Annotated in this window: 22 protein-coding genes; 12 read left to right on the top strand and 10 right to left on the bottom strand. The window is 44.3% G+C overall.

What is annotated here, in order from left to right:
• Nucleotides 1-2: 2 nt before the first annotated feature.
• The 5 genes from R7P67_RS03030 to R7P67_RS03010 all read left to right on the top strand — a co-directional run bounded on the left by R7P67_RS03030 (nt 3) and on the right by R7P67_RS03010 (nt 7,824).
• Nucleotides 3-2,234 (top strand): response regulator, encoded by a 2,232-nt coding sequence (locus R7P67_RS03030; RefSeq protein WP_054577120.1) that lies wholly within the window; start codon nt 3-5, stop codon nt 2,232-2,234.
• Complete coding sequence (locus tag R7P67_RS03025; RefSeq protein WP_262652952.1) at nt 2,209-3,633, top strand: TolC family protein; 1,425 nt, start codon at nt 2,209-2,211, stop codon at nt 3,631-3,633. The genes R7P67_RS03030 and R7P67_RS03025 overlap by 26 nt, the downstream gene beginning before the upstream one ends.
• Nucleotides 3,623-5,209: an ATP-binding cassette domain-containing protein gene (locus tag R7P67_RS03020; RefSeq protein ID WP_318085866.1), complete on the top strand. Its 1,587-nt coding sequence runs from the start codon at nt 3,623-3,625 to the stop codon at nt 5,207-5,209. Before R7P67_RS03025 ends, R7P67_RS03020 begins: the two co-directional genes overlap by 11 nt.
• The gene (locus R7P67_RS03015) at nt 5,206-7,344 is read left to right on the top strand and encodes an ATP-binding cassette domain-containing protein (protein ID WP_213987601.1); all 2,139 of its coding nucleotides are present in this window, start codon (nt 5,206-5,208) and stop codon (nt 7,342-7,344) included. The genes R7P67_RS03020 and R7P67_RS03015 overlap by 4 nt, the downstream gene beginning before the upstream one ends.
• Before the next feature lie 105 nt (nt 7,345-7,449).
• A complete protein-coding gene (locus R7P67_RS03010) occupies nt 7,450-7,824 on the top strand; it encodes a hypothetical protein (protein ID WP_262652947.1) in 375 nt (124 codons plus the stop codon).
• A gap of 26 nt (nt 7,825-7,850) precedes the next feature.
• Here the strand turns inward: R7P67_RS03010 and R7P67_RS03005 are convergent, their stop codons facing one another.
• The 3 genes from R7P67_RS03005 to R7P67_RS02995 all read right to left on the bottom strand — a co-directional run bounded on the left by R7P67_RS03005 (nt 7,851) and on the right by R7P67_RS02995 (nt 11,079).
• Nucleotides 7,851-8,741: an RNA polymerase sigma factor RpoD/SigA gene (locus R7P67_RS03005; protein WP_318085865.1), complete on the bottom strand. Its 891-nt coding sequence runs from the start codon at nt 8,739-8,741 to the stop codon at nt 7,851-7,853.
• A 333-nt stretch (nt 8,742-9,074) separates the two neighbouring features.
• A complete protein-coding gene (locus tag R7P67_RS03000; RefSeq protein ID WP_025768459.1) occupies nt 9,075-10,517 on the bottom strand; it encodes a diguanylate cyclase domain-containing protein in 1,443 nt (480 codons plus the stop codon).
• 274 nt (nt 10,518-10,791) lie between these two features.
• Entirely contained in the window at nt 10,792-11,079 is a 288-nt protein-coding gene (locus tag R7P67_RS02995) for an alternative ribosome-rescue factor A (RefSeq protein ID WP_031781276.1), read from the bottom strand.
• 365 nt (nt 11,080-11,444) lie between these two features.
• On the opposite strand from R7P67_RS02995, the gene R7P67_RS02990 reads away from it, so the two are divergent.
• The 4 genes from R7P67_RS02990 to R7P67_RS02975 all read left to right on the top strand — a co-directional run bounded on the left by R7P67_RS02990 (nt 11,445) and on the right by R7P67_RS02975 (nt 13,289).
• Nucleotides 11,445-11,654, top strand: a complete 210-nt coding sequence (locus R7P67_RS02990; protein WP_005375625.1) for a cold-shock protein — start codon at nt 11,445-11,447, stop codon at nt 11,652-11,654.
• A gap of 89 nt (nt 11,655-11,743) precedes the next feature.
• Nucleotides 11,744-12,289, top strand: coding sequence for a YaeQ family protein (locus tag R7P67_RS02985; RefSeq protein WP_005375627.1), 546 nt, complete (start codon nt 11,744-11,746; stop codon nt 12,287-12,289).
• The gene (locus R7P67_RS02980; protein WP_213897602.1) at nt 12,276-12,818 is read left to right on the top strand and encodes a hypothetical protein; all 543 of its coding nucleotides are present in this window, start codon (nt 12,276-12,278) and stop codon (nt 12,816-12,818) included. The genes R7P67_RS02985 and R7P67_RS02980 overlap by 14 nt, the downstream gene beginning before the upstream one ends.
• A gap of 111 nt (nt 12,819-12,929) precedes the next feature.
• Entirely contained in the window at nt 12,930-13,289 is a 360-nt protein-coding gene (locus tag R7P67_RS02975) for a glutaredoxin family protein (protein WP_005375631.1), read from the top strand.
• Between the two features lie 191 nt (nt 13,290-13,480).
• On the opposite strand, the gene R7P67_RS02970 is transcribed toward R7P67_RS02975, so the two are convergent.
• Nucleotides 13,481-14,107, bottom strand: a complete 627-nt coding sequence (locus R7P67_RS02970; RefSeq protein WP_025768460.1) for an OmpA family protein — start codon at nt 14,105-14,107, stop codon at nt 13,481-13,483.
• Nucleotides 14,108-14,389: 282 nt separating this feature from the next.
• Between R7P67_RS02970 and R7P67_RS02965 the strand changes: the two genes are divergently transcribed.
• Complete coding sequence (locus tag R7P67_RS02965) at nt 14,390-15,022, top strand: thiol:disulfide interchange protein DsbA/DsbL (protein ID WP_136976471.1); 633 nt, start codon at nt 14,390-14,392, stop codon at nt 15,020-15,022.
• A gap of 13 nt (nt 15,023-15,035) precedes the next feature.
• On the top strand, nt 15,036-15,509 hold the full coding sequence (locus R7P67_RS02960; RefSeq protein WP_262652944.1) for an FKBP-type peptidyl-prolyl cis-trans isomerase: 474 nt from the start codon (nt 15,036-15,038) through the stop codon (nt 15,507-15,509).
• A gap of 82 nt (nt 15,510-15,591) precedes the next feature.
• On the opposite strand, the gene cyoE is transcribed toward R7P67_RS02960, so the two are convergent.
• The 4 genes from cyoE to R7P67_RS02940 are packed head-to-tail and all read right to left on the bottom strand — an operon-like array spanning nt 15,592 to nt 18,832.
• Nucleotides 15,592-16,491 carry a heme o synthase gene (gene cyoE, locus R7P67_RS02955; protein ID WP_138939610.1) on the bottom strand — a complete coding sequence of 300 codons (900 nt, stop codon included), beginning with the start codon at nt 16,489-16,491 and terminating at the stop codon, nt 15,592-15,594.
• Nucleotides 16,484-17,503 carry a COX15/CtaA family protein gene (locus R7P67_RS02950; RefSeq protein WP_033906821.1) on the bottom strand — a complete coding sequence of 340 codons (1,020 nt, stop codon included), beginning with the start codon at nt 17,501-17,503 and terminating at the stop codon, nt 16,484-16,486. Before R7P67_RS02950 ends, cyoE begins: the two co-directional genes overlap by 8 nt.
• An 11-nt stretch (nt 17,504-17,514) precedes the next feature.
• Nucleotides 17,515-18,051 (bottom strand): cytochrome oxidase biogenesis cluster protein, encoded by a 537-nt coding sequence (locus R7P67_RS02945; RefSeq protein ID WP_138939611.1) that lies wholly within the window; start codon nt 18,049-18,051, stop codon nt 17,515-17,517.
• Complete coding sequence (locus tag R7P67_RS02940; RefSeq protein ID WP_171053542.1) at nt 18,041-18,832, bottom strand: SURF1 family protein; 792 nt, start codon at nt 18,830-18,832, stop codon at nt 18,041-18,043. Before R7P67_RS02940 ends, R7P67_RS02945 begins: the two co-directional genes overlap by 11 nt.
• Between R7P67_RS02940 and R7P67_RS02935 the strand changes: the two genes are divergently transcribed.
• The gene (locus tag R7P67_RS02935; protein WP_005391169.1) at nt 18,831-19,067 is read left to right on the top strand and encodes a DUF2909 family protein; all 237 of its coding nucleotides are present in this window, start codon (nt 18,831-18,833) and stop codon (nt 19,065-19,067) included. The genes R7P67_RS02940 and R7P67_RS02935 overlap by 2 nt on opposite strands.
• Before the next feature lie 24 nt (nt 19,068-19,091).
• Here R7P67_RS02935 and R7P67_RS02930 read toward each other — a convergent pair whose 3' ends face one another.
• Nucleotides 19,092-19,976 carry a cytochrome c oxidase subunit 3 gene (locus R7P67_RS02930; protein WP_137283114.1) on the bottom strand — a complete coding sequence of 295 codons (885 nt, stop codon included), beginning with the start codon at nt 19,974-19,976 and terminating at the stop codon, nt 19,092-19,094.
• 51 nt (nt 19,977-20,027) lie between these two features.
• Complete coding sequence (locus R7P67_RS02925; RefSeq protein WP_262652942.1) at nt 20,028-20,567, bottom strand: cytochrome c oxidase assembly protein; 540 nt, start codon at nt 20,565-20,567, stop codon at nt 20,028-20,030.
• Nucleotides 20,568-20,583: the final 16 nt, after the last annotated feature.

Genomic DNA, 20,583 nt, shown 5'->3' with positions numbered 1-20,583 from the left:
GGATGAGTAGCAAGCCTTCTTACAATATTTCCGTTCCTGTTATGCGCCTAAGCATTGCTTTCAGCTTGATGCTGGCTGCCCTCGCCTTTTATTTGTATATCTCTTGGGACAAAGTGGATTCAGTCGAGAAAGTGCAAAACGCGCCTCTTTTGGTTCAAGCTCAACAGCTCAACCAAACTATCGAGTTTGATATTCAAACGCTTCAACGCTGTTTAAGCGCACGTTATTGCAGTACAACAGAGCTTGATTTTGAGGTTCTGAAAGACGAAATTGACCAATTTAAGTCGCTCGCGTCACTCAACAAAACCGAGTTTAGCTTGGTGGGCGCGACCGAATACACGCAGCTTGAACTGGCAATCAATCGCTTCTCAGACAGCCAAAAAACACGCGACGATGTGTTGGCACTGTACCTCTCGCTCACCAATAACTACCTACAAATGGACGACAACTACCGGACCATATTTAACAACCATGCGAGCGACCTAATGATGGAGAAAAACGAGTTCTTCATTTGGTTGTTTGTGGTCGTTGTCGTACTGGTTGGTATCGCAGTGCTATCGAACTTGGTGGCAATCCTTAAGCTGAAAAAATCCAGCTCGAATGAGCGTGACATTGACCAAGAATTCGATGAGCTTTATCAAGAGCTCAAACAACTGGATTTACAAAGGTTGGAAGAGTTGCTGAATGAAGTGAGCATCAATCCGAAGCAGCGTCAGATCTACTCTCACCTAAAACTGATTTTCAGCAAACTCGAAGAACAAAAACGCAATAACGATCTCTACAAGCAGCTCTATGCTCTGATTGGTTACGAGATTCGTGGCATCACCAACACCATTAACGGCGGCGTGCAATATCTCGTTCAAGAGACCGATGAGAGCGGCGTGTTGATGGCGCAAGACATAACCTCGGCTGCCAATACCCTGTCTGAATTGGCAGAGAACTACAACCGACTCATTTCACAAGGGACCGAGAGCAAATCGAAAGAGTTTTCACTGCTGAATGTACTGTCTGAATTGATGATTCACATCAGTTCAAAAGTGCAGCGAAATGAAGGTGAGCTAGACTGCTTTATCTCAGATAACTTACCAAACCGTGTTGAAGGACAATCCACCAGCTTATTCTGGGTGTTGTTCCTTCAGCTATCAAATGCCATCCAACTCAAAGCCGACAAGAAACTGTTTGTCACCATTGAATCAGGTGCGGCGTCAGACATTGAAAATACCCGCCTGACCATCAATCTAAACTTCTTAACCACGCTGGATGTGCCGCTTGCCAAGCTCAATACCCTACACTGGAGCGACCATAAACAGCACACTGCAACCAAAGACGATTTGGCGAAAAGCGTGTTGAAAGATTATGGCTATTACGAGAGCCATTGGTATCAATCGGGCAATCAGGAACGTTTTCAAATTCAGCTCGATTTGAAAGCCAAAAGCTTCCACACCGAGAAAACTCGCTTCGACAATAAGCGCCTATTACTGTGTGCCAACTCTCAGCTGCGCATTGATGTGATGAGCAAAATGTTAGTCAACTTGGGCTTAGAGATTACGCCAATTCGAACGCCGAACGAACTCTTCTCTGCGGCAAAAACCTTTGGCGAATACGATGCCATCATGCTGACCGACACGTTCGAGCCAAACAAGCTGCCCTCACTGAGCAAAACGGTGAAATCGCAACTGCGCAATCACCCGAACACCAAGTTGCTGCTCTCGGTCACTAGCACTCAGCAAGCGCAAGAGAGCCATACCTTTGTCGACAAGATTCTGAACTCCCCTGCGATTCCGTATGAGTTTATCCCCAATCTTTTAGCAATCATGGAAGCGGAAGCCTCAGAAGATCAGATGGAGAACAGCTCATTCCTGATTGTGGAAGATGACCGTGTTCAACAGATTCTACTCAAACGTATTTTGAGCAAGCAAGAATACGAAGCCGACACCGTTGGCGATGGCGCAGACGCTGTTCAGCACTTCATGAATCAGCGCTCGGACATCATTTTTATGGACTGCATCATGCCTGGCATGGGCGGTATTGAAGCAACCAAACGCATTCGACAATACGAACAAGAGAGCGGACAAAACCCTTGCACCATCATAGGCGCGACAGCATTGACCAGCAGTAATGAACACCAAGCTTGTATCGAAGCTGGAATGGATTACGTGATCAGCAAACCTTATAAAAACGACGAAATCATCAAGGTGATCAACAAGTATGTGGCGGTACAGAAACTTAACTAGCTGCGTATTGGCAGCGCTTACATTGAGCAATGCTCCTTCGGCAATGGCGACCACCTTGCTTGAGGCGGTCAAACTCGGCTTGGAAAACAATTTATCTCTGCGCGCTAGTGACAAAGGCGTGGAAGAAAACGAATACAACATCGACATTAGCCGTTCTAAGTTTCTACCCTCTTTAAACGGTGCTGCTGATACCACATGGAATGAAAACGAAACCATATTAACGGGAACACCGGATACACGTTCTAGCTACAACTCGAACAGCTACAGTGTGTCTTTATCCCAATCGGTGTTTAACCTTGGTGACATCTTTAAATACGGCACCGCGAAGCTTGATTTCAACATTGAAGAAATCAAACACGAGAACAAAATCCAGAGCACCATTTCTGAAATCGCGACGCAATATTTCGAATACCTCAAAAACAACGCGCAAATCAAAGCCACCCAAGTAGAACTTAAATCGTCTGAAACACGTGAGCGCCAAATGCGTCGCAATGTGGAGCTTGGCAACACTGCGGCGAGCGAGTTGTATGAGGTGATTGCTCAGAAAGAAGGCATTGCCAATCGCTTAAGAACCTTAGAGAAAGACCGACGTGTGATTTTGAACGGTTTAGAGATTCAAGTTCAATACCCAGTCACTCCATCGCAGGACATCTACGAAAGCGTGCCCTTGGCGGAAATCAGCGAATCCGAACAACGCGCAATTCTTGAACAAGCTTTGAAGCTAAATAACGACTTATTAGTCGCGAAGAAGACCGTAGAGCGAAGCCGAAGAGGCTTGAAAGAAAGCGGTTCAAACTTCGTTCCGACCGTATCGCTCTCTGCCAGTTACCGTTACGACGATGCGAACAACTTTGACCGAACCGACCCAACCGCAACAGGGGACAGTAATTCCACCAGCGTCGGTTTAAACTTGAATGTGCCAATTTTCTCCGGCGGTTCGGATTACTACGGTTATCAAAAATCGTCGACGGCTATCGAGCGAACGGAGCTACTGTACCAAGATTCGTTGTTCACTACGCGCAATAGCGTCAACACCTCGGTACTCAACATTAATGACTTCTCCCGCGCTATTAGCAGTTACGAGAACATCATCCGTGCCAACTACGCTTCCTACAAAGGCATTCAACGCGCTTACCAGCTTGGTACGCGAACCATTACCGACTTACTGGCAGCGGAAAGTAAACTGTTTAGCGCACTACGTGATTACGAGAGCGCGCGCTATGACTACATCATTGAATCGATCAATCTTGAACAAATCAAAGGCATGTTGTCGGTGCAATCTATCGAAAGCATCATGCAGTTGATGAGCGATATCGAAGGCAGAAGCAATCAAGACTTAGTTCCAAAACACCTTCTCTCCAAACCATCGATTAAGAAAGGAGGTCGCAATGCAAACTGAGCATTTTTCCCAAAAGATTAACTTTGCTGACAAATGTTACCTGACTTTCTCAACGGTCATCTCAACACTGTTTGGTTTAGTGCTGCCCTTTTCGATACTGATTATTTTTGACCGAGTTTTACCTAACCAAGCCAAAGACACGCTGTTTCTTCTGTTTGCTATTATCTTGATCACCATCTTCCTCGACTATCACTTAAAGAATCAGGAAGAGAAGATTTCGTCGGTGATCATGAAGCAGTTCGAAACCAACTTAACCAACAAGGTGTTTCAATCCATCTGTTTGGCTGAGATATCGAAGTTTCGTCGTCTAGAACCCGGTGAATACCTAGAGCGTATTGCCATCATTCCAGAGATTAAATCCTTCTTTGGCGGAGAATCTGTACGGGCATTGATCAACCTTGCAGTCAGTATACTGACCATTCTGATTATCGGTCTGATCAACATCTGGGCTGGGGTGACCATCTTACTTGCCTCCATCGTTTTGGCCGTGTTCGCACTCAGCCTTTCCAAGCAAAAGATCAACAGCCTAGAAAACAAATCCGACATCGAAGGCTTAACCACTTCGAAAATCATCGAGATCATCTCTAGCCCACTCGATATCAAAGCACGCAATATGGAATATCGCGTTGAGAGCTTGATGACACAAATGGTGGAAGAACGTGAAGTCGAGAACATCAAATACGAGCAAATTGAATCAAACTTCAGCCTTATCTTGTCACTCATACAACAGCTCTCCATTGCTTGTGTGGTGGTGGTTTTGGCAACGGCAGTTATCAACATGCAATCGAGCCAAGGCATCATGGCAGCCATCATCATGCTTACCAACCGCTACTTCGCCCCATACCAGCAAGTGATGCGCACGGTGAGCCGCTGGGAGTTGAACAAGCTTCATATTCAACGAATTGCTGAGCTGCTGGAGCTTGCTGCATCTGTAGAACAACAAAATGACACGACAGAAGTCGAGCGCATCTCGGTGAAGTATTCGGAAAAGCAACGCATCGAGTTTGAACGTGGTCAGGCTTACTTGCTGACGGGGAAAAGCGGCTCAGGCAAAACCCACCTCGCCAATTGCATTACGCGGCAAAACACCGACAGTAAGCTCGATATCCAAATCAACGAGACTCCACTTGATGACGTTAACTACAACGTCTGGCGTAATAGCGTGCTCATGGTCGACAAAACCAGCTCGTTCGTCGAAGGGACCATCATCGACAACTTGACTTGTTTCCGCCCGAGCTTAAACAACACCGCATTTGCGCTTTGCGAAACCATGAACATCAAAGCACAAATTGATGCCCTTCCCGCGGGTTTTTACACCGAGCTTAAAGGACATTTACGCAACCCATTTTCGCGCCAAGTCGCTTATGCCTTGTTGTTGGTGCGTGCCTTACTCGCGAACAAACGTGTGTTGATCTTCGACGACATCGACTGTGTTTATGACGACGACTTTGCTCGATTGGTTTTGACCAGTACTGCGTATCGTGCCAACGACAAAATACTCATCATTGTCAGCAATAAGATGGACAAACTCAATCATCGCCTCAAACGCGTCAAACTTACCGGAGGTGACCAATGAGTATTTTGGTTGATTTTAATAATGTCCCTCAGCGCTTGTTGGACTTTGAGGCTCGCAGTTATGACGAGCGATACAATCAGTCACCTTTGATTCGTGGTTTAGCTTACACCCTCATAGCGCTTGAATGGGAAGGCACACCTTCTATCCTCAGCGACGCTTTTATCCCTAAACCAAAAGACAGCGACAGTTTTATCGCCACCATTGAACGCCTTGGTTACCGTTGCGACGTCACCAAATTAAAAACGTTGGAGCACATTGAGGGACACCCTCATCCTTGTTTTATCGAGATAGAAAACCTCACTGCGATTTTCTTGGGCACCAAAGACGGCAAACTGATCCTGTTTGATTACACCAATAACAACACCATTGAATACCCGCTCTGCAAAAAGCCATGTTTGTTAGTCTCGATCAGCGAATACTCCCGCTTGTTCCGAGAGCCGCCACCAGAATCTCAAGACCGCAGTAACTGGATTAAATACGCGTTCTATCGCTACAACAATGAACTCAAAAGCCTGATTATTCTTAGCTTTGTCATCAGTATCTTGGGCGCGCTCCAACCCTTCTTTATCATGAGTGTGTACAACTTCGCATTGACGTCTAGCTCCCAAGCCACGCTCTATTGGCTCACGTTGTTTGCCGTGATTGTTGGATTTTCGGAATACTTTTTTAAGAAAATGCGAGTCAACATCATTGCCACGTCAGGTAAGGATTTGGCGGTGCACATTTCTCAAGCGGTTATATCTAAGCTTTTATGGCTCCCTTATGCGATGACATCCACCGCTGGCGTGTCTTCTCAGTTGGCGCGTTTGAAAGACATCGACACATTCCGCCGATTGGTAACGGCAGAGTCAACTTTGAGCTACTTCGACATGCCGTTTGTTATCGTGTTCATTGTCGCGATTGCCATCATGTCAGGAACCGCTGCATTGGTCGTCATGGCGGGGTTGATTCTGATGTTGGTATTCTGTGTTTACTCTCGTTACATTTATTCACAAGCCACGTCGAAGAGCTCTCGCGCTAACGCCATGGTTTCTTACCAATGGAATGAGATTCTTCGCGGCATCAAAACCATCCAAGGCTTGCCACTGTTGCGCGTTATTCAATCTCGCTTCAGTGCTTCACACATGCAAAGCACCAACGATGCTGAAAACGTTGCGGTGACCAACAGTAAGGTTCAAGCCGCAGGTGGCAGTTTGATTCAGGTGATAGGTACCGCAAGTATCGTGACCGCGGTTATTGGTGTAATGGATGGAACGTCTGACGCTGGTGCCATGCTTGCAACCGTAATTTTAGTCTGGAAGGCGTTGGGGCCTATTATGGGCATCTACAACTCTATTTCTAAGTTCCAATCCATTAAGGCGTCTTCTGCGCAAATCAACAACCTTATGGCGATGAATGACGATAAGCTAACGTTAGAGAAAAGCCCCCCTATTCGCCTCTTTCAAGGTAGTATCGTCGGCTCTGGTGTGAGCCATCGTTATAGTGGTGCGGCAACAGGCTTAACTAATCTTGGTTTTAAAATTCCACCGGGCGCAAAAGTCGTGATTTGTGGACCAACAGGTTGCGGTAAAACGACGCTCATCTCTATTATCGCTGGGCTAGAGGAACGCTATCAAGGCTCAGTTTCGGTGGACGGTTATAACATCAAACAGTTCAACAGTTACCGCTATCGAACCTCGATTAACTACATCCCGTTTAACCTGCATATTTTTGAAGGCTCCTTGGAGACTAACTTCATCTTGCATAATGGATTAATCCCAACAGAAAAAATGCGTGAAATGGTGAGTTTCTTTGAGCTCGATACATGGTTACCACAAGGCCTGGACACTCAATTGAGCGTTGATATCTGTAAAAGTTTACCAAATGGTATTCAACAAAGACTGCGGCTCGCATTAGGGCTAGGCAACTGCGAACAATCTTTGATTATCATTGACGAGCCATTTAATGGTGCAGAGCAAGAAAACTCCCACTATTTCAAGCGGTTATTTAGCGACAAACTACTCAATAAGACCGTTATTTTCTCAACGAATGATCCGGGCATGATCTCTACATCCAATATGAGCTTAGTCTTGGAGCCAGATGGCAACCTGAAGTATTTCGGGTTAACCGATAAGTACTTAAAAAGTCTAAGTTAAGTTCGGAATGTGGTGTGGTTCATCATTCATACTTGAGCACGGTCATTGACAAAAATGTAAACGATGAGACTATTTACTCTGTAAGCGCGTACACTAAGGAATCCGATGTATACATTTGTTGCAGACAAATTGGATGTGGTTTATTTATCAACAATACCAGAAAACTACCATTTACAAGACTTCGACGTGCCTGAAGAAGAACTCGAAATTCGTGAAATTGTAGAGGTATGGTATGAGTGTGCGTTTCTTCCTGACTTTAACCTTCAACACATCGACATCGAAAACAAAACCGCATTGGTCGAGACACAAGCGCGAGTCGTAAACAACTACACAAGTACGATCGCTTTTTTACTCAAAAGTCGTACTTATCGTGCAGCACTTAACCGATTATTGAGTGTATGGAGATTGGAGGCAGCAGCTAAAGCACAGCTTGAGCTGCTGTTACTTACGGAAGAACAGAGTAGCAAGCCAGTAAATTAATCGGCTAGGATAAGGGGCTAAAAATCTTAAACCCAACCATCGAATCGGAGACGTTTCTGCACGCGTTCAACCGCCTCTATCTGCATCTGACGAACACGCTCGTTAGATACGTTTAATAACAGGCCTATTTCCGACAAGGTTTTCACTCTCTGGTCAAATAATCCGAATCGATGGATTAAGACTTTCTGCAACTTAGTTGGCAAGGTTTTAATAATATTTTCAATAGCTTGAGTAAAACACTGATTTTCACAGTCTTGTTGTGGATCTGGCGTATACTCACTTTCACACAGTTCAAGAACAAATGGAACGCGATGTAGGTCCGCAGTGGTCGATACATCAATAAAGCCACTAAGCGCAACAAGTTCATCTATACGCTCTGCTTTCACCCCTGAGCGGCGTGAGAGTTCAGAAATAGACAACTCCTTGCTCTCACTTTTTGACGCATCGAGCTTTTTTAAAGCCAGGCTATTTATCTCTTTGCACACATGAGCAGGTAAACGTACCGTGCGGCCATTGTTCATTAATGCCGCTTCTATATTCTCGCGAATCCACCATACCGCATAAGTAGAAAAACGGTAGCCTGGCTCAGGATCGAACTTATCGACCGCTTTTATCAAACCAATATTACCTTCTTCTATTAAATCGAGCAGAGTAAAGTTATTGCCTGGCCGTTTGAGGTAGCCTTTTGCGATTTTCACAACAAGTCGAAGATTAGACTCAATCAACATTTCGCGCGCTTCTTCATCACCAGCTCGATTAAGTTTGGCGTAATGCAACTCCTCTTCACGAGACAACAAATCAATCCCCACAATATCTTTGAGATAGTGAGCATAAGGGTCTTTCCCAACTGACAACGATTCTTTCATTGACAGTTCATCCGTGACAGCTCGGAACCTAGCAAAGCATTCGTTGTTCATTCCCCGTCCTTCTCAAGCCAACTTATTTCTTATCTTCTTTAATTGTTTTTGTACAACACTGTATGCATCATGCTTTATATGCATTACTTTACACTGAGTGTAGACAGGGGTTCTGATCTTTACCAAGAAATCACTTATCACTTTAAAACAATTACTGCTTCTATGATAAAAACGTGAGCAGGCGGGGGTTTATATATATGAAAGTGATAGTATTTGTACTCAAATTGGCCTCAAAGAAAACAACGCAACGTGATCGTCAACGCTTACCACGTTACTCTAACTAAAACTTTGAGGCTTGAGGATGGTTTGAAGTATCAGTTGAATTAGCGAGATCTAATTCACTTGACGAAGCGCAGGTTGAAGCTGACAGTCTGTTATAACTTGGAAAACTGCACGATTCTTTCCTTCAGACTTACCTTGATACATCAACTCGTCAGCATCTTGCAAGCTCACGATGTGGGTAAACTCAGGATAGTAAGCACAGCCCAAACTGATACTCAAATGAATTGCTTGTCCACCCAGTATAACAGGCTGATCGTAAACGGCTTTACAAAGCATATTGGCAAAATTGAGCGCTTCTCGCTCTGACAGAGACGACGTAACGAGTGCGAACTCTTCTCCTCCAATTCTCGCCAATGTCATTCGGTCATCAGTCATCGACTTAGCGGCTTCTGCGATGGCAACTATTGCTCGGTCTCCAGCAAGGTGGCCATATCGATCATTGATTGATTTAAAATCATCAATATCAAACACCATCACCGTTAAGTTTCGCTTCAAATGATTCAGTAGCGCCAATTGCTCAATCAGGTGTCTACGGTTGTATAGCTTTGTGAGAGAATCCGTCAACGTCATCTCCAGCAATTGCTGATTGGCAATCGTTAATTGCCTTGTCCGAAGAGCAACCATACGTTTGAGAGCAAAAATATGATAAAGCGTTGCGACCGCCATAATGAAAATAGCAATAGGGAAAAGATAAAGTGGATAAACCGTTTTCACCACACTCCAACGGGTGAGGATCCGCTCACGATCCGTATCGATGACTTTTTCAAACGCTCGTGATACCTCTAAAATGGAAGTTGCACTGTGCATTCCTGCTGCAATCCGAAGATCTTTACTATATAAGCTAATTGTCGGGACAAACATACCCGCTCCCGGCGTGGTTGCCATATAAAAGTTAGCAACTTGCAGGTCTGCAACGAAGTACAGCACCTTTTTATCGACGGCGGCTTGTATCATCGAATCATTGTTAATGTATTCTGCGATAGGTGCATTCGGGTAATTCGTCTGAACAAACTCAGACTCGTAACTTCCTTTAACAACGCCAATTGGCAGCGTCATTTCGCCAGTTAAAACACTCCTGATATCAACCGAAAGTACATCTTTATTTACGTACAATTTGGTTTGGATAGGCATTATGACTGCGCCAAAGTCCATATACTTCGCTCTTTCGGGCGAGTAGACAAGTCCTCCGTGAAAGTCAGCCTTACCCTCTTTTACGGCTTGCAAAGAAGCATCCCAATCCAAAAGGAGAAACTGAACGTCGATTTGGTTGTTCGCCGCGTACTCTTTCCAAAAGTCGATTAAAATACCTTTAGGTTCACCATCTGGGCTAAGGTAAGAGAACGGCTTCCACGCTTTGGAGTTAGCAACAATTAAAGAATGAGACTCTGATTTGTGCGCATGCGCCATCGGACAAATGGACAGCCACACTAGTAATAAAGAAGCACACGCTTTTTTACATTTGCAACCATAAGTACCATAACTCGTCGATGACATACCTACTTCTCACCAGTCTTTTTAAACCATAATCTCGGCTGTTTGATTAGACTAAAGATATAGTAGAGTTGCATAAGACAGGAAGTGACGCTTATTGATATGAATCTAACTTAGTAAGTTTTAGTACTTAATTGGTACTTTCAACGCTTGGTTCGCTGAAGCACTTGGTTCGCTGAAGCAGTTGAAGCAGTTGAAGCAGTTGAAGCAGTTGAAGCAGTTGAAGCAGTTGAAGCAGTTGAAGCAGTTGAAGCAGTACATGATAAATTAGGAAAACTTATCTGGTACTAAAAAATTGAATATCATCAGTTTTGCAAACACCTAGTACCAATAAAAAAGCCCTATTCAAAATCCACCTTGGGGAGAACTTTGAATAGGGCTCTTTGCCTTTATGCTTCATTTTACGGCTGAAGCTACCTTTACCTTTTTTCGCTTTAACGACTCGTGTTTGGAACAGCTGACTGGTAACAACCGCTTTTAACGCGTTGTCTTTGATTTCACCTCTGCCGAAGTCGGTCTCATGTTGTGAGCCACTCGGTTGAGGACTGATTTTACGCTTTGCCATAAATCCTCCTTAATGGTCGAACCAGATTGGACAATAATTATATAAATAAGTCAAATTTATAGATTTAGTTGAATTTTATGCTAAAAAACTTCACATCACCGTCATTTATTTGAAATTTAATCAAAAACATGCTGGTTAAATAGTGACTAAATACAAATATTTGTCCATAAAGCACTAATATATGTTGACTCTTCGTGGAATTAACCTAGACTCAAACACGGCTAGAAAGAAAGTTCTTTGTTTTCACATTTCGTTGGATTACTTGTAACCCGTCGTCCTGTGGTACGCAATAGCAATTTATTTTTCCACGCTATAAGCGCCGTTGAGGCGAAAGATTACATTATTTAGATATTTAGGAAATAGACATGTCTAACACAGCTACTGGCACAGTTAAGTGGTTCAACGAAACTAAAGGCTTCGGTTTCATTCAACAAGAAAACGGTCCTGACGTATTTGCTCACTTCTCTGCAATCACTGGTGACGGCTTCCGCACTCTAGTTGAAGGCCAGAAAGTAGAATTTGTTATCTCTCAAGGTCAAAAAGGCCCTCAAGCAGAGCAAATCAAAGTACTTTAATTCTTAAAGAATTTGATACGATAGCCAGCTTTTAAAGCTGGCTATTTTTTTGCCTAAAACTTATTTTGCCAACAAAACGATATAAATCTATGGCTCTTAAACCAACCATTTACAAATTTCGTATCGCCATTTCCGATATGAATAATGACTATTACGATTCTAAAAATCTAACTATCGCCCTTCACCCTTCTGAAAAGCCGCAACGAATGTTGGCTCGCATTCTAGCTTACTGTTTAAATGCTCAAAGCAATCTGGAGTTTACAAAAGGACTCTCTACGATTGAAGAGCCTGATTTATGGCATGTTGGCGATGATCAAAGCATTACTCACTGGATTGAAATTGGCGAACCAGAACCAGACAGAATTAAGAAAGCTTCTCGCCTAGCAAAGCATGTAAAAGTTTACACTTATAACACCAAAGCGGCTGTCTGGTGGGACAAAATGTCAGGAAAGTTCTCAATGCTTCCCGTCAACGTAGAGAGCTTTGACTATGACGCTATCGACTTGATTTGTCAGCACCTTGACCGAGGTACTAGCCTTTCTGTTATGATTACTGGCAGCTCAATTTTTGTTGATATCAATGATCAGCATATCGAAGTAACGGTGAAGGAACTAAAAAACCATGACGTCTCTTAGTGAACTGAGTCAAGAGATGGGATTTGAAGAAATCCCCTTTGTTAAAGAACATAAAGCAGCAAAGCGACGTTGGTTAAAAGAACAGTCACAACTATTTACAAAAGTTTGTGAGAACAAACCCACAACAGCACCTACTCTTCACCTGCTTGGCCTTTTGACCAAATCACATATTGAAGCAAGTGCTAACTACGAGCAAAATGCTCACTCTACCCAGCGTATGCAGCAAGTTCTGACTGACTCCTTGGGTAATGAGCACGCGGATAAGTTTACTAACCAATCTGCTGAAGACCTAATCTTAGTCACCCACCTTTGGTTATACACGCAAGGCTATTTAAATATGGATTTCAGCTTGGCGCACGATCATGCCGAGCAGACTCAAAATACATTGCAGCACGAGCTTGTCATAAAACGCATGGACGTTGATGCATTCAGAACCGAACTCATGCAAAGTTTTTATCAAGGTAAAGAAGCCCGTCCGGCTTCAGCAAGTGGCTTTTGGGGTTGGTTTAAACGTCTATTTTCCGCATAAAATACATGGTTTTATCCATTTCAAACAACTGATAGACTTCACGCTCAGTGCAACAAGCATCATGATTGCATTCTTAAAGGACAATTACCCAATGAACATCAAGGGATCATTATGAAGTTTATCCGTTGGATTTTAGGCAAGGTTATCTTATTGCTGAACGCGGTGTTCTCACCTCGTGGTATTAAGCGCACCGCAGAAGAACAGCAACGTATTGATGAAAAAGCGAAACAATACGCACTTTACCAATTTGAAGCCTGCCCTTTTTGCGTAAAGGTCCGCCGTGCAATGAAGCGTCAATCGGTGAACATTGAGCTACGTGATGCAAAAAATAACCCGACTCATCGAGCTGAACTAGAGCAAGGTGGTGGGCGAGTTAAAGTCCCTTGTCTTCGTATCGAAAAAGATGGCGAGACACAGTGGTTATACGAGTCATCTGACATCGTCGCTTACGTTGAAAAAGAATTTGCCTAAGTTCCCCCTATGAACATTGGCGGATGTAAAAGAGGCACCTAACGGTGCCTCTTTTCTATTTTTTCTAGCTAAATGTTGCCGTGCGAGCTTTCCTTATTCAGTCTTCTTGCTCAACTCCGAACTTAAACTCCACTAAGCAAATAACGGGTATGCGAGAACAACACAACGAAGATTACCGCCTAACGTCTGCGTTATTCATCCACGATCAATGTTAGCTCTACGCGCCGATTGCAAGCTTTACCACTCGCTGTCGCATTGCTGCACTTCGGTACATACTCTCCGAAGCCTCTAGAAAACACTCGTTGACGTGGAATACTCGTCGCCAATAGTTGTTTTTCTACTTCACGAGCTCGCTTTTCAGATAGCGTGTCATTGAAGCTTTCAGCTCCCGTGCTATCCGCATGACCATCAATCACGACATCAACATCAGTTCGTCCAGCCAGATAGTGACCAATGTTTCGAATCCAGTCTTGAGATTGAGCAGATAACCGTGCAGAACCCGTTTGAAAATGCACTTGCTCTTTCAAACGTATCATCAGGTGACCACCACTGAGCGTCTCGTGAGGAATGTTATGCCTGCTCAGGAACATTTCCAGAGAGGTCACGTTTTGCGACTTTTTTACTGACGCCCTCGCTGTTTGATATGAACGAGGGGAAGAAGCCACATTGGATGCGCTCGGGTATCCCCACTCTGGGTGTCTCAGCTCAGTGTTTGATTTAGGAGCTGTATCTAAAATGTTCCCACCAGGGACCATATCTTGATCGAGGCTGCTGCACCCGGCCAGAATGCCACAAACAATTAAAAACCAATGCTTCATACCATTACCAACGTAGAAAAACTCTTGTTCATTGTGTCGACAAAACACGCCGAATCTTTAGCGCTTTTGTCCACCGATTGGTTTGTCTATGCAGCGTTCATGCCACTGGAGTCAATGCAAAATCATCTCTCAAGTAAAACGCAACACTAAAATACCCTACCCTTACAGTCCATACGTCAGGCAAAGTCTGTTACCAATGGTCTCACTTTATTGTTATTTAATGGTTTTAGTCACTATCGTTAACCGATAAACTAACGCAAATTTCTCATTTAGAGCACTACTATGTTAAAAACCATATCGAAAGGCTTTGCTGTTGTTGTTGCCGTAATGGCTTTGTCGGCATGCGATAGCGGCAAGAGTCAGCCTCAGCAAGGCAAACAATACGAAGTTGTGCCAGTATCCCTTGAAGAGTATGATTTAGCTCCCCTGACTGAAGCATTCTCTTTAACTTGTGGCCACTGCCGCTCAATGGAAGAGTTTGTCCCTCAAATTGAATCATTGACCGATCAAAGCGTTGAAAAAATGCATGTAACGTTCAATGAAAGTGCACAAGTGAGCGCCATCATCTTCTATACTGCCGTAATGCAGCTTGAATCAACACCAGATAAAGCGTTTATGGCGGATCTTTTTACTGCTGTGCAAATGGGTGCCGATGCAACGGCTGAGGAACGCCAAATCGCCGTAGAGAAAGCCTTTGAGTCTCGCAACCTTATCAGCCCTTACCATTTAGATGAAGCACAGCAAAAAACGCTGTTTGAGTACATCACTAAGGCAGAAGCGATCACGACTCGCGGCCAAATTAACTCCGTTCCAGCCTTTATCGTAAACGGAAAATATCAAGTGATTACTGGTGGTCATGACAGCGTTGAAGCCATGGCAGAAACCATCAACTTTTTGCTAAAACAACCTAAATAGACAAGGAGATTACGTGTCTAAATTTTTGTTTCCTCTTATTATTTTTATTTTGGCGGGCTTTTTCATTTACCGTACTTGGACAAACCATAAAGTAGCAGATGAAAACTTTGCCAAAGGCCAAGCATTCTTACTAGAAAATGTGAAAAAAGAAGGCGTTATCACAACAGAAAGTGGCCTTCAATACATGGTTCTTGAAAAAGGCGAAGGTGAGGTTCACCCAACTGCAACAAGTAAAGTAAAAGTACACTACCACGGCACCTTGATTGATGGCACGGTATTCGATAGCTCTGTTAATCGTGGTGAGCCTATTTCATTTGGTCTTAACCAAGTCATTAAAGGCTGGCAAGAAGGTCTACAATACATGGTAGAGGGTGAGAAAATCCGCCTTTTCGTACCAAGCACGCTTGGCTATGGTAAGAGTGGCTCTGGCCCAATTCCACCAGCAAGTGTTTTGATCTTTGATGTTGAACTGCTAGAAATTCAATAAATCTAGAAAGCTTTGTCTTAAAGCCAAAGTATCAAAACCAAAAACGCCGCGAACCACGCGGCGTTTTCTGTTTTAAGAGAGGTTAAAAACCAATATAGTGATCCGAAAGCAATGCAATGAACAACGCCAAAAGATGATAGATAGAGAATTTAAACGTCTCCATCGCGGTATTTGGCTCTGGTGCATATTTTAGCTTCCATGCATGGTACATAAAGCCAGCATTGAGTAGTAGCGAGGCAAAAAGATACACCACGCCGACCATACCAACCAAAACCGGTAGGACACAAACCAAAGTCAATAGCACCGTATACAACAGAATAGAAGTTTTGGTGTACTCAATGCCGTGTGTCACTGGCAGCATGGGAATATCTACCTTGCGGTAATCCTCGACACGATGAATAGCCAGAGCCCAAAAATGTGGTGGCGTCCAGATAAAAATGATCATCACGAGCAGCCAAGCATTCGCATGTAATTGCCCTGTTACAGCAGTCCAACCGAGAAGAGGCGGCATCGCACCGGCAATCCCTGCAATGACGATATTTTGGGGCGTAGCACGTTTGAGGTACATTGTGTATACCATCGCATAGCCGAGCAAACTCATCAAAGTCAACCATGCCGTCAGCGGGTTGACCATCGCATATAGAAGTACAAACCCTAAGACACCTAAAACTGTAGCGAAGGCTATCACCGATGATGGTTTAGTCTCACCCGATGGCAATGGTCGTTTGTGTGTACGTGCCATTCTCGCATCAATTCGGCGGTCAATTAGATGATTAAACGCTGCCGCAGACCCTGCCATCAGACCAATCCCCGTTAGGCCAACTACCGCGTGCAACCAGGGGAAATCATCAACCGGGGCTAAGCTCATCCCTACTACTGCCGTCACCAACATTAACGCCACCACTTTAGGTTTCGTTAACTTCAAATAAACGGAACTTAGTCGCTTTCGCCCATTTAACGACAGCGCGATTTCTTTACTCATAGCGAACTCCTTTCGCGGTGTAATTCCAAGCCGTTTTACCCTGCCACAAGTAAAACTGACTAACACAAACGAGACTCAACATAACAGCGGCACCAAGGTTGTGCGCCACCGCGACATAGATAGGAAGTTGAAATACTACGTTGCTTACACCCAGCATAATTTGGCACACCAGAGTGAATAACAACCACCCTCCGATTCTCTGTGAATGATGAGAATCTTGCCTCATAAGCCCAATACTATAAGCCAATACCACGGTGGCGGTAACAATAGCGCCTATACGATGAGTGACGTGTATAGTCATTCTTGCCGGATACTCCAAGACACCAAATTCATAATTCTCGAATCCAGTTTGCCAGAAAGAAAACGCTTCTTTCCATGAGAGATGGCTCATCCAGTCTCCCTCACAAATCGGCAGTGTGGTACACATCAGCGCAGCATAATTTGACGAAGTCCATCCTCCAAGGAGCACTTGCACCAAAACAACCAGAAAAACCAACAATGAAAAGCCTCTCAGAGAGCTAGAAGATGGAGAGAAATAGAGATTGTTTTGCGCTTTTAATTGGCAGTAAAAAATCGCCTGTAACGCCAATAAAACAAAACCACCGAGCAAGTGAAGCATCACGATGACGGGCATTAATTTAAGAGTAACTGTCCACATTCCCAAAAGTGCCTGCCCAATCACCAATACGCTTAGCAACATCGGAATGGTTGAATTTACACGCTCAGACCTTATTGATATCGCTGCCATCGCAAAAATGACTAAACCTAACGTTCCTGCAAAATAGCGATGAATCATCTCAAGCCATGCTTTCTCATGCTCTACTGCCCGCTCGGGGAAGTTCAGGTTAGCACGTATGACGTCTTCTTCTTGATGCGGCACAGAAAAGTGCCCATAACAACCAGGCCAATCCGGGCAACCTAACCCTGCATCTGAAAGGCGAGTATATGCTCCTAACATGATCACCACGAGAGTTAGCAGCAAACTGAATCTAACCAACTGAATTAATTTCATATGCACTTCCTCTAACCGACTCGTGACAGTTTTAAGAGCTTGCGTAAGTCCGCCAACATACCTTTATTCAATAGGACTAAGTCCTCATTTGGTTTCGGCGAGTAAGACATCACCAGTTGCCCAAGAGGATCAACGATCAACATTTGCCCAGGTTTCACTTTTGCGGTAACCAATTCATTCATTTGCATCGCTAACATCGATACTTCTATGGGATCTGAATGCTCAGTCTGCCAAACGACTGGCACTACTCGCTCTTGATACTTACCTAAAGCAACATGGCTTTGCTGAAGCAGGTAAAGCTGCTGTTTACACTCTTCAGTGCATTCGTTAGGCAATACATAAGCGAGTTGCCAAGCATGGTCTTTGAGAGGTGACTCTTGACCAAGTTGCTCTAACGTCGTGTATGGTTCGACTAACTCGCCTCTATTGGTCACTCCGCTTTGATACCACCCTTGTGTGAGAATGACTTTTGCAATGACAGCGGGAAGCGCGAACGTACAAACCAGCGCAATCAACATTAGTCGTCCTTTGGTTACTTTAGATGTCATGCTTCACCTCCATGTGACGCAACTTTTTTTGCCAACGAACAAAAACAATTAAAGTCAGTATTAAGAAAACACCTGCCATCGAAAACCATTGAATCGAATAGCCAAAATGTTTGGCACTATTGAGTGGTAATGGATTCCAAGGAAAGTCATAGGGCCAACGAGTTAAATTGTCTGGCTGCAAGACTGCGGGCATAAGTTCAATATTCAGTAGCTGATTCAATTGCGCGATGTTTAGGTTTTGCACGCGAATAACATCGCCAACCTCCGGCATTAACTCTGAGCTCAGTGGATTAGTAGATTTTCGGTACAGGCGTCCTGTGATGAAAGTCGAATTATCGAGTTTGGTGACCGTTGGTAGCATTGAGCGTTCTGCTCTTCCCTCGACAAAACCAAGCTCCAATAACGCATAGGCACTAGGCTCATCGATCGTCAATACAATCTGAAATGCTAAATATCCCACACTGCCTTGATGCGTTTGGTTGTCTAACAAAATTACGGGAAACGCCTGAGGAACAACATTAACTTCCACTTTTTTCCCGAGGATACTTTCCTCTCGCCAGTCATTGTCTTCAAGAACGACGCTTAGTGCTTGGTACGCACTATCCGCACGCGCGAGAATGGCTTGTTCCAATGCTTGTTTTTCTTGCCCTCTCTCAAACTGCCAAAAACCCAGTTTGACCAAAAGAGAAAACACAACCACAGTTAAACCAACTGCAACCCAAAACCGTTTCGATAGCCATAATTGTCTTGATAACAACAATGATGAAACCGGAGGTGCCATGTCCACCGTATTTCTATTCAAACTGACGCTTGTCCTTTTGCTGCTTTTCATTATCTTCAACCTCGCAAAAGCGCTTATCGAAATGGTTCGTGAAGACCCAGATAATCCTGAAAAAAGAGACAAACCCATGAGTCATTACTTAGGCCGTCGAGTCATGTTCTCCGCTTTGGTGGTCATCCTTCTGCTTATTGCGCTCAGCTCGGGTTGGCTAGCGCCAAACCCTCGCCCTTATTAGTCGGACCAAGAGTTCACACTGAGCCTAAAGTACGTAAACAAACACAAACAGACATAACCAAACCACATCCACGAAATGCCAATACCAGCTGCCCGCTTGAAAGGCAAAATGGTTCTTTGGCGAAAAGTGATCTTTAGCGATTCTGAACAGCAGCACGATTAAGAAGATAGTCCCAAGACAAACGTGTAAACCGTGGAATCCCGTCAACATGAAGAACGTGTTACCGTAAATACCGGACTGCAACGTGAGCCCTATGTCTTGATAAGCATGAACATACTCAACCGCTTGGTAATATAGGAAAAAGCCAGCAAGTATGATGGTTATCTCTAACCAAATAATCAGTGCCGTTCTTTTGTCTTGTTCAAGGCTTATATGCGCCATATGTAGCGTAATAGACGACAATAGCAGCAAGATAGTATTGGTAAGGGGTATGCCCTGCCACGGCATAGCTTGTGTTGTTTCTCCCCCCGGTGTCAGTGTGAGTGGCCACATCGCTTCGAAGGTTGGCCACAGGACTTCGTTGGTCATGAAGTTATTATCTGCCCCACCTAACCAAGGCACAGAAATCATTCTGGCGTAAAACAAGGCACCAAAAAAGGCACCAAAAAACATCACTTCAGAAAAGATAAACCAGCTCATTCCTTGGCGAAAAGAACGAGTAATTTGCGAGCTGTATTTTCCACTCAGTGATTCAGTAATCACATTACTAAACCAACCAGCCAACATGTAAAGCAAGAACAAGAAGCCCACCGCTAGCACAATGCCACCAATGGTTCCCACTGCACCGTCACTTTGTGTCCCCTGGACGGTCATGCCTGCGCCAACAGCAACCAAAAACAGAGCAAATGCACCGATGATCGGCCAGCTACTTTGAGCGGGAACATAATATGTTCCTGGCTTGTTACTCATAATTTCTCTCCTTACTGACCAACCTTGGTCTGTATCTCTCTCCCTGAGTGGCTAAGAGCCTGTAGGAGGGGGAAGTTTATAGAGTGTGTAAGACAGCGTTAACGTGTGTATAGACTCCGGCAAGTCCGGTTCGATATAAAAAATCAACGGCATTTGAGCTTGCTGTTTACCATCCAGAGGCTGCTGGTTAAAACAAAAACACTCAATCTTATTGAAGTAAGCAGCTCCAGTCCCGGGAGAAACAGAAGGAACGGCTAGCCCCACCAACTTCTGCCCGCTTTCATTAAATGCAAGGTATTCGGTTTGCACGACTTCACCTGGGTGAACATCCATCGAAATCACTTTGGGTCTAAACTCCCAAGGCATATCTGGGCTGACATGCGCCATAAACTCCACGCGAATAGTTCGGCTCATGTCCGGTTGCATACCTGTCGGTTGAATGGCGGCCACTTCACTTGTCTTTCCATTGATTCCCAGTGCGTCGCACATCACGTCATAAAGTGGGACCAGTGCATAGCCGAAGCCAAACATTAACAGGGTCGCCAAAAGCAACTTCACTGTGAGCTTCTTGTTTGATGGATTCGGTTTCATGTCACTCACCCCACTC

The sequence above is a fragment of the Vibrio sp. Vb0937 genome (genome assembly GCF_033338855.1).
This window is presented reverse-complemented; position numbering and strand designations above follow the sequence as displayed.

What these genes read in the sequence shown, in the direction of transcription:
- R7P67_RS02950 (WP_033906821.1), bottom strand. Translation starts at nt 17,503, where the DNA reads ATGAAATTAATTCAGTTGGTTAGATTCAGTTTGCTGCTAACTCTCGTG.
- R7P67_RS03015 (WP_213987601.1), top strand. Translation starts at nt 5,206, where the DNA reads ATGAGTATTTTGGTTGATTTTAATAATGTCCCTCAGCGCTTGTTGGAC.
- R7P67_RS03020 (WP_318085866.1), top strand. Translation starts at nt 3,623, where the DNA reads ATGCAAACTGAGCATTTTTCCCAAAAGATTAACTTTGCTGACAAATGT.
- R7P67_RS02970 (WP_025768460.1), bottom strand. Translation starts at nt 14,107, where the DNA reads ATGAAGCATTGGTTTTTAATTGTTTGTGGCATTCTGGCCGGGTGCAGC.
- R7P67_RS03005 (WP_318085865.1), bottom strand. Translation starts at nt 8,741, where the DNA reads ATGAACAACGAATGCTTTGCTAGGTTCCGAGCTGTCACGGATGAACTG.
- R7P67_RS02925 (WP_262652942.1), bottom strand. Translation starts at nt 20,567, where the DNA reads ATGAAACCGAATCCATCAAACAAGAAGCTCACAGTGAAGTTGCTTTTG.
- R7P67_RS02945 (WP_138939611.1), bottom strand. Translation starts at nt 18,051, where the DNA reads ATGACATCTAAAGTAACCAAAGGACGACTAATGTTGATTGCGCTGGTT.
- R7P67_RS02935 (WP_005391169.1), top strand. Translation starts at nt 18,831, where the DNA reads ATGTCCACCGTATTTCTATTCAAACTGACGCTTGTCCTTTTGCTGCTT.
- R7P67_RS03030 (WP_054577120.1), top strand. Translation starts at nt 3, where the DNA reads ATGAGTAGCAAGCCTTCTTACAATATTTCCGTTCCTGTTATGCGCCTA.
- R7P67_RS02980 (WP_213897602.1), top strand. Translation starts at nt 12,276, where the DNA reads ATGACGTCTCTTAGTGAACTGAGTCAAGAGATGGGATTTGAAGAAATC.
- R7P67_RS02965 (WP_136976471.1), top strand. Translation starts at nt 14,390, where the DNA reads ATGTTAAAAACCATATCGAAAGGCTTTGCTGTTGTTGTTGCCGTAATG.
- R7P67_RS02990 (WP_005375625.1), top strand. Translation starts at nt 11,445, where the DNA reads ATGTCTAACACAGCTACTGGCACAGTTAAGTGGTTCAACGAAACTAAA.
- R7P67_RS02930 (WP_137283114.1), bottom strand. Translation starts at nt 19,976, where the DNA reads ATGAGTAACAAGCCAGGAACATATTATGTTCCCGCTCAAAGTAGCTGG.
- cyoE (WP_138939610.1), bottom strand. Translation starts at nt 16,491, where the DNA reads ATGAGTAAAGAAATCGCGCTGTCGTTAAATGGGCGAAAGCGACTAAGT.
- R7P67_RS02985 (WP_005375627.1), top strand. Translation starts at nt 11,744, where the DNA reads ATGGCTCTTAAACCAACCATTTACAAATTTCGTATCGCCATTTCCGAT.
- R7P67_RS03000 (WP_025768459.1), bottom strand. Translation starts at nt 10,517, where the DNA reads ATGTCATCGACGAGTTATGGTACTTATGGTTGCAAATGTAAAAAAGCG.
- R7P67_RS03010 (WP_262652947.1), top strand. Translation starts at nt 7,450, where the DNA reads ATGTATACATTTGTTGCAGACAAATTGGATGTGGTTTATTTATCAACA.
- R7P67_RS03025 (WP_262652952.1), top strand. Translation starts at nt 2,209, where the DNA reads ATGTGGCGGTACAGAAACTTAACTAGCTGCGTATTGGCAGCGCTTACA.
- R7P67_RS02975 (WP_005375631.1), top strand. Translation starts at nt 12,930, where the DNA reads ATGAAGTTTATCCGTTGGATTTTAGGCAAGGTTATCTTATTGCTGAAC.
- R7P67_RS02995 (WP_031781276.1), bottom strand. Translation starts at nt 11,079, where the DNA reads ATGGCAAAGCGTAAAATCAGTCCTCAACCGAGTGGCTCACAACATGAG.
- R7P67_RS02940 (WP_171053542.1), bottom strand. Translation starts at nt 18,832, where the DNA reads ATGGCACCTCCGGTTTCATCATTGTTGTTATCAAGACAATTATGGCTA.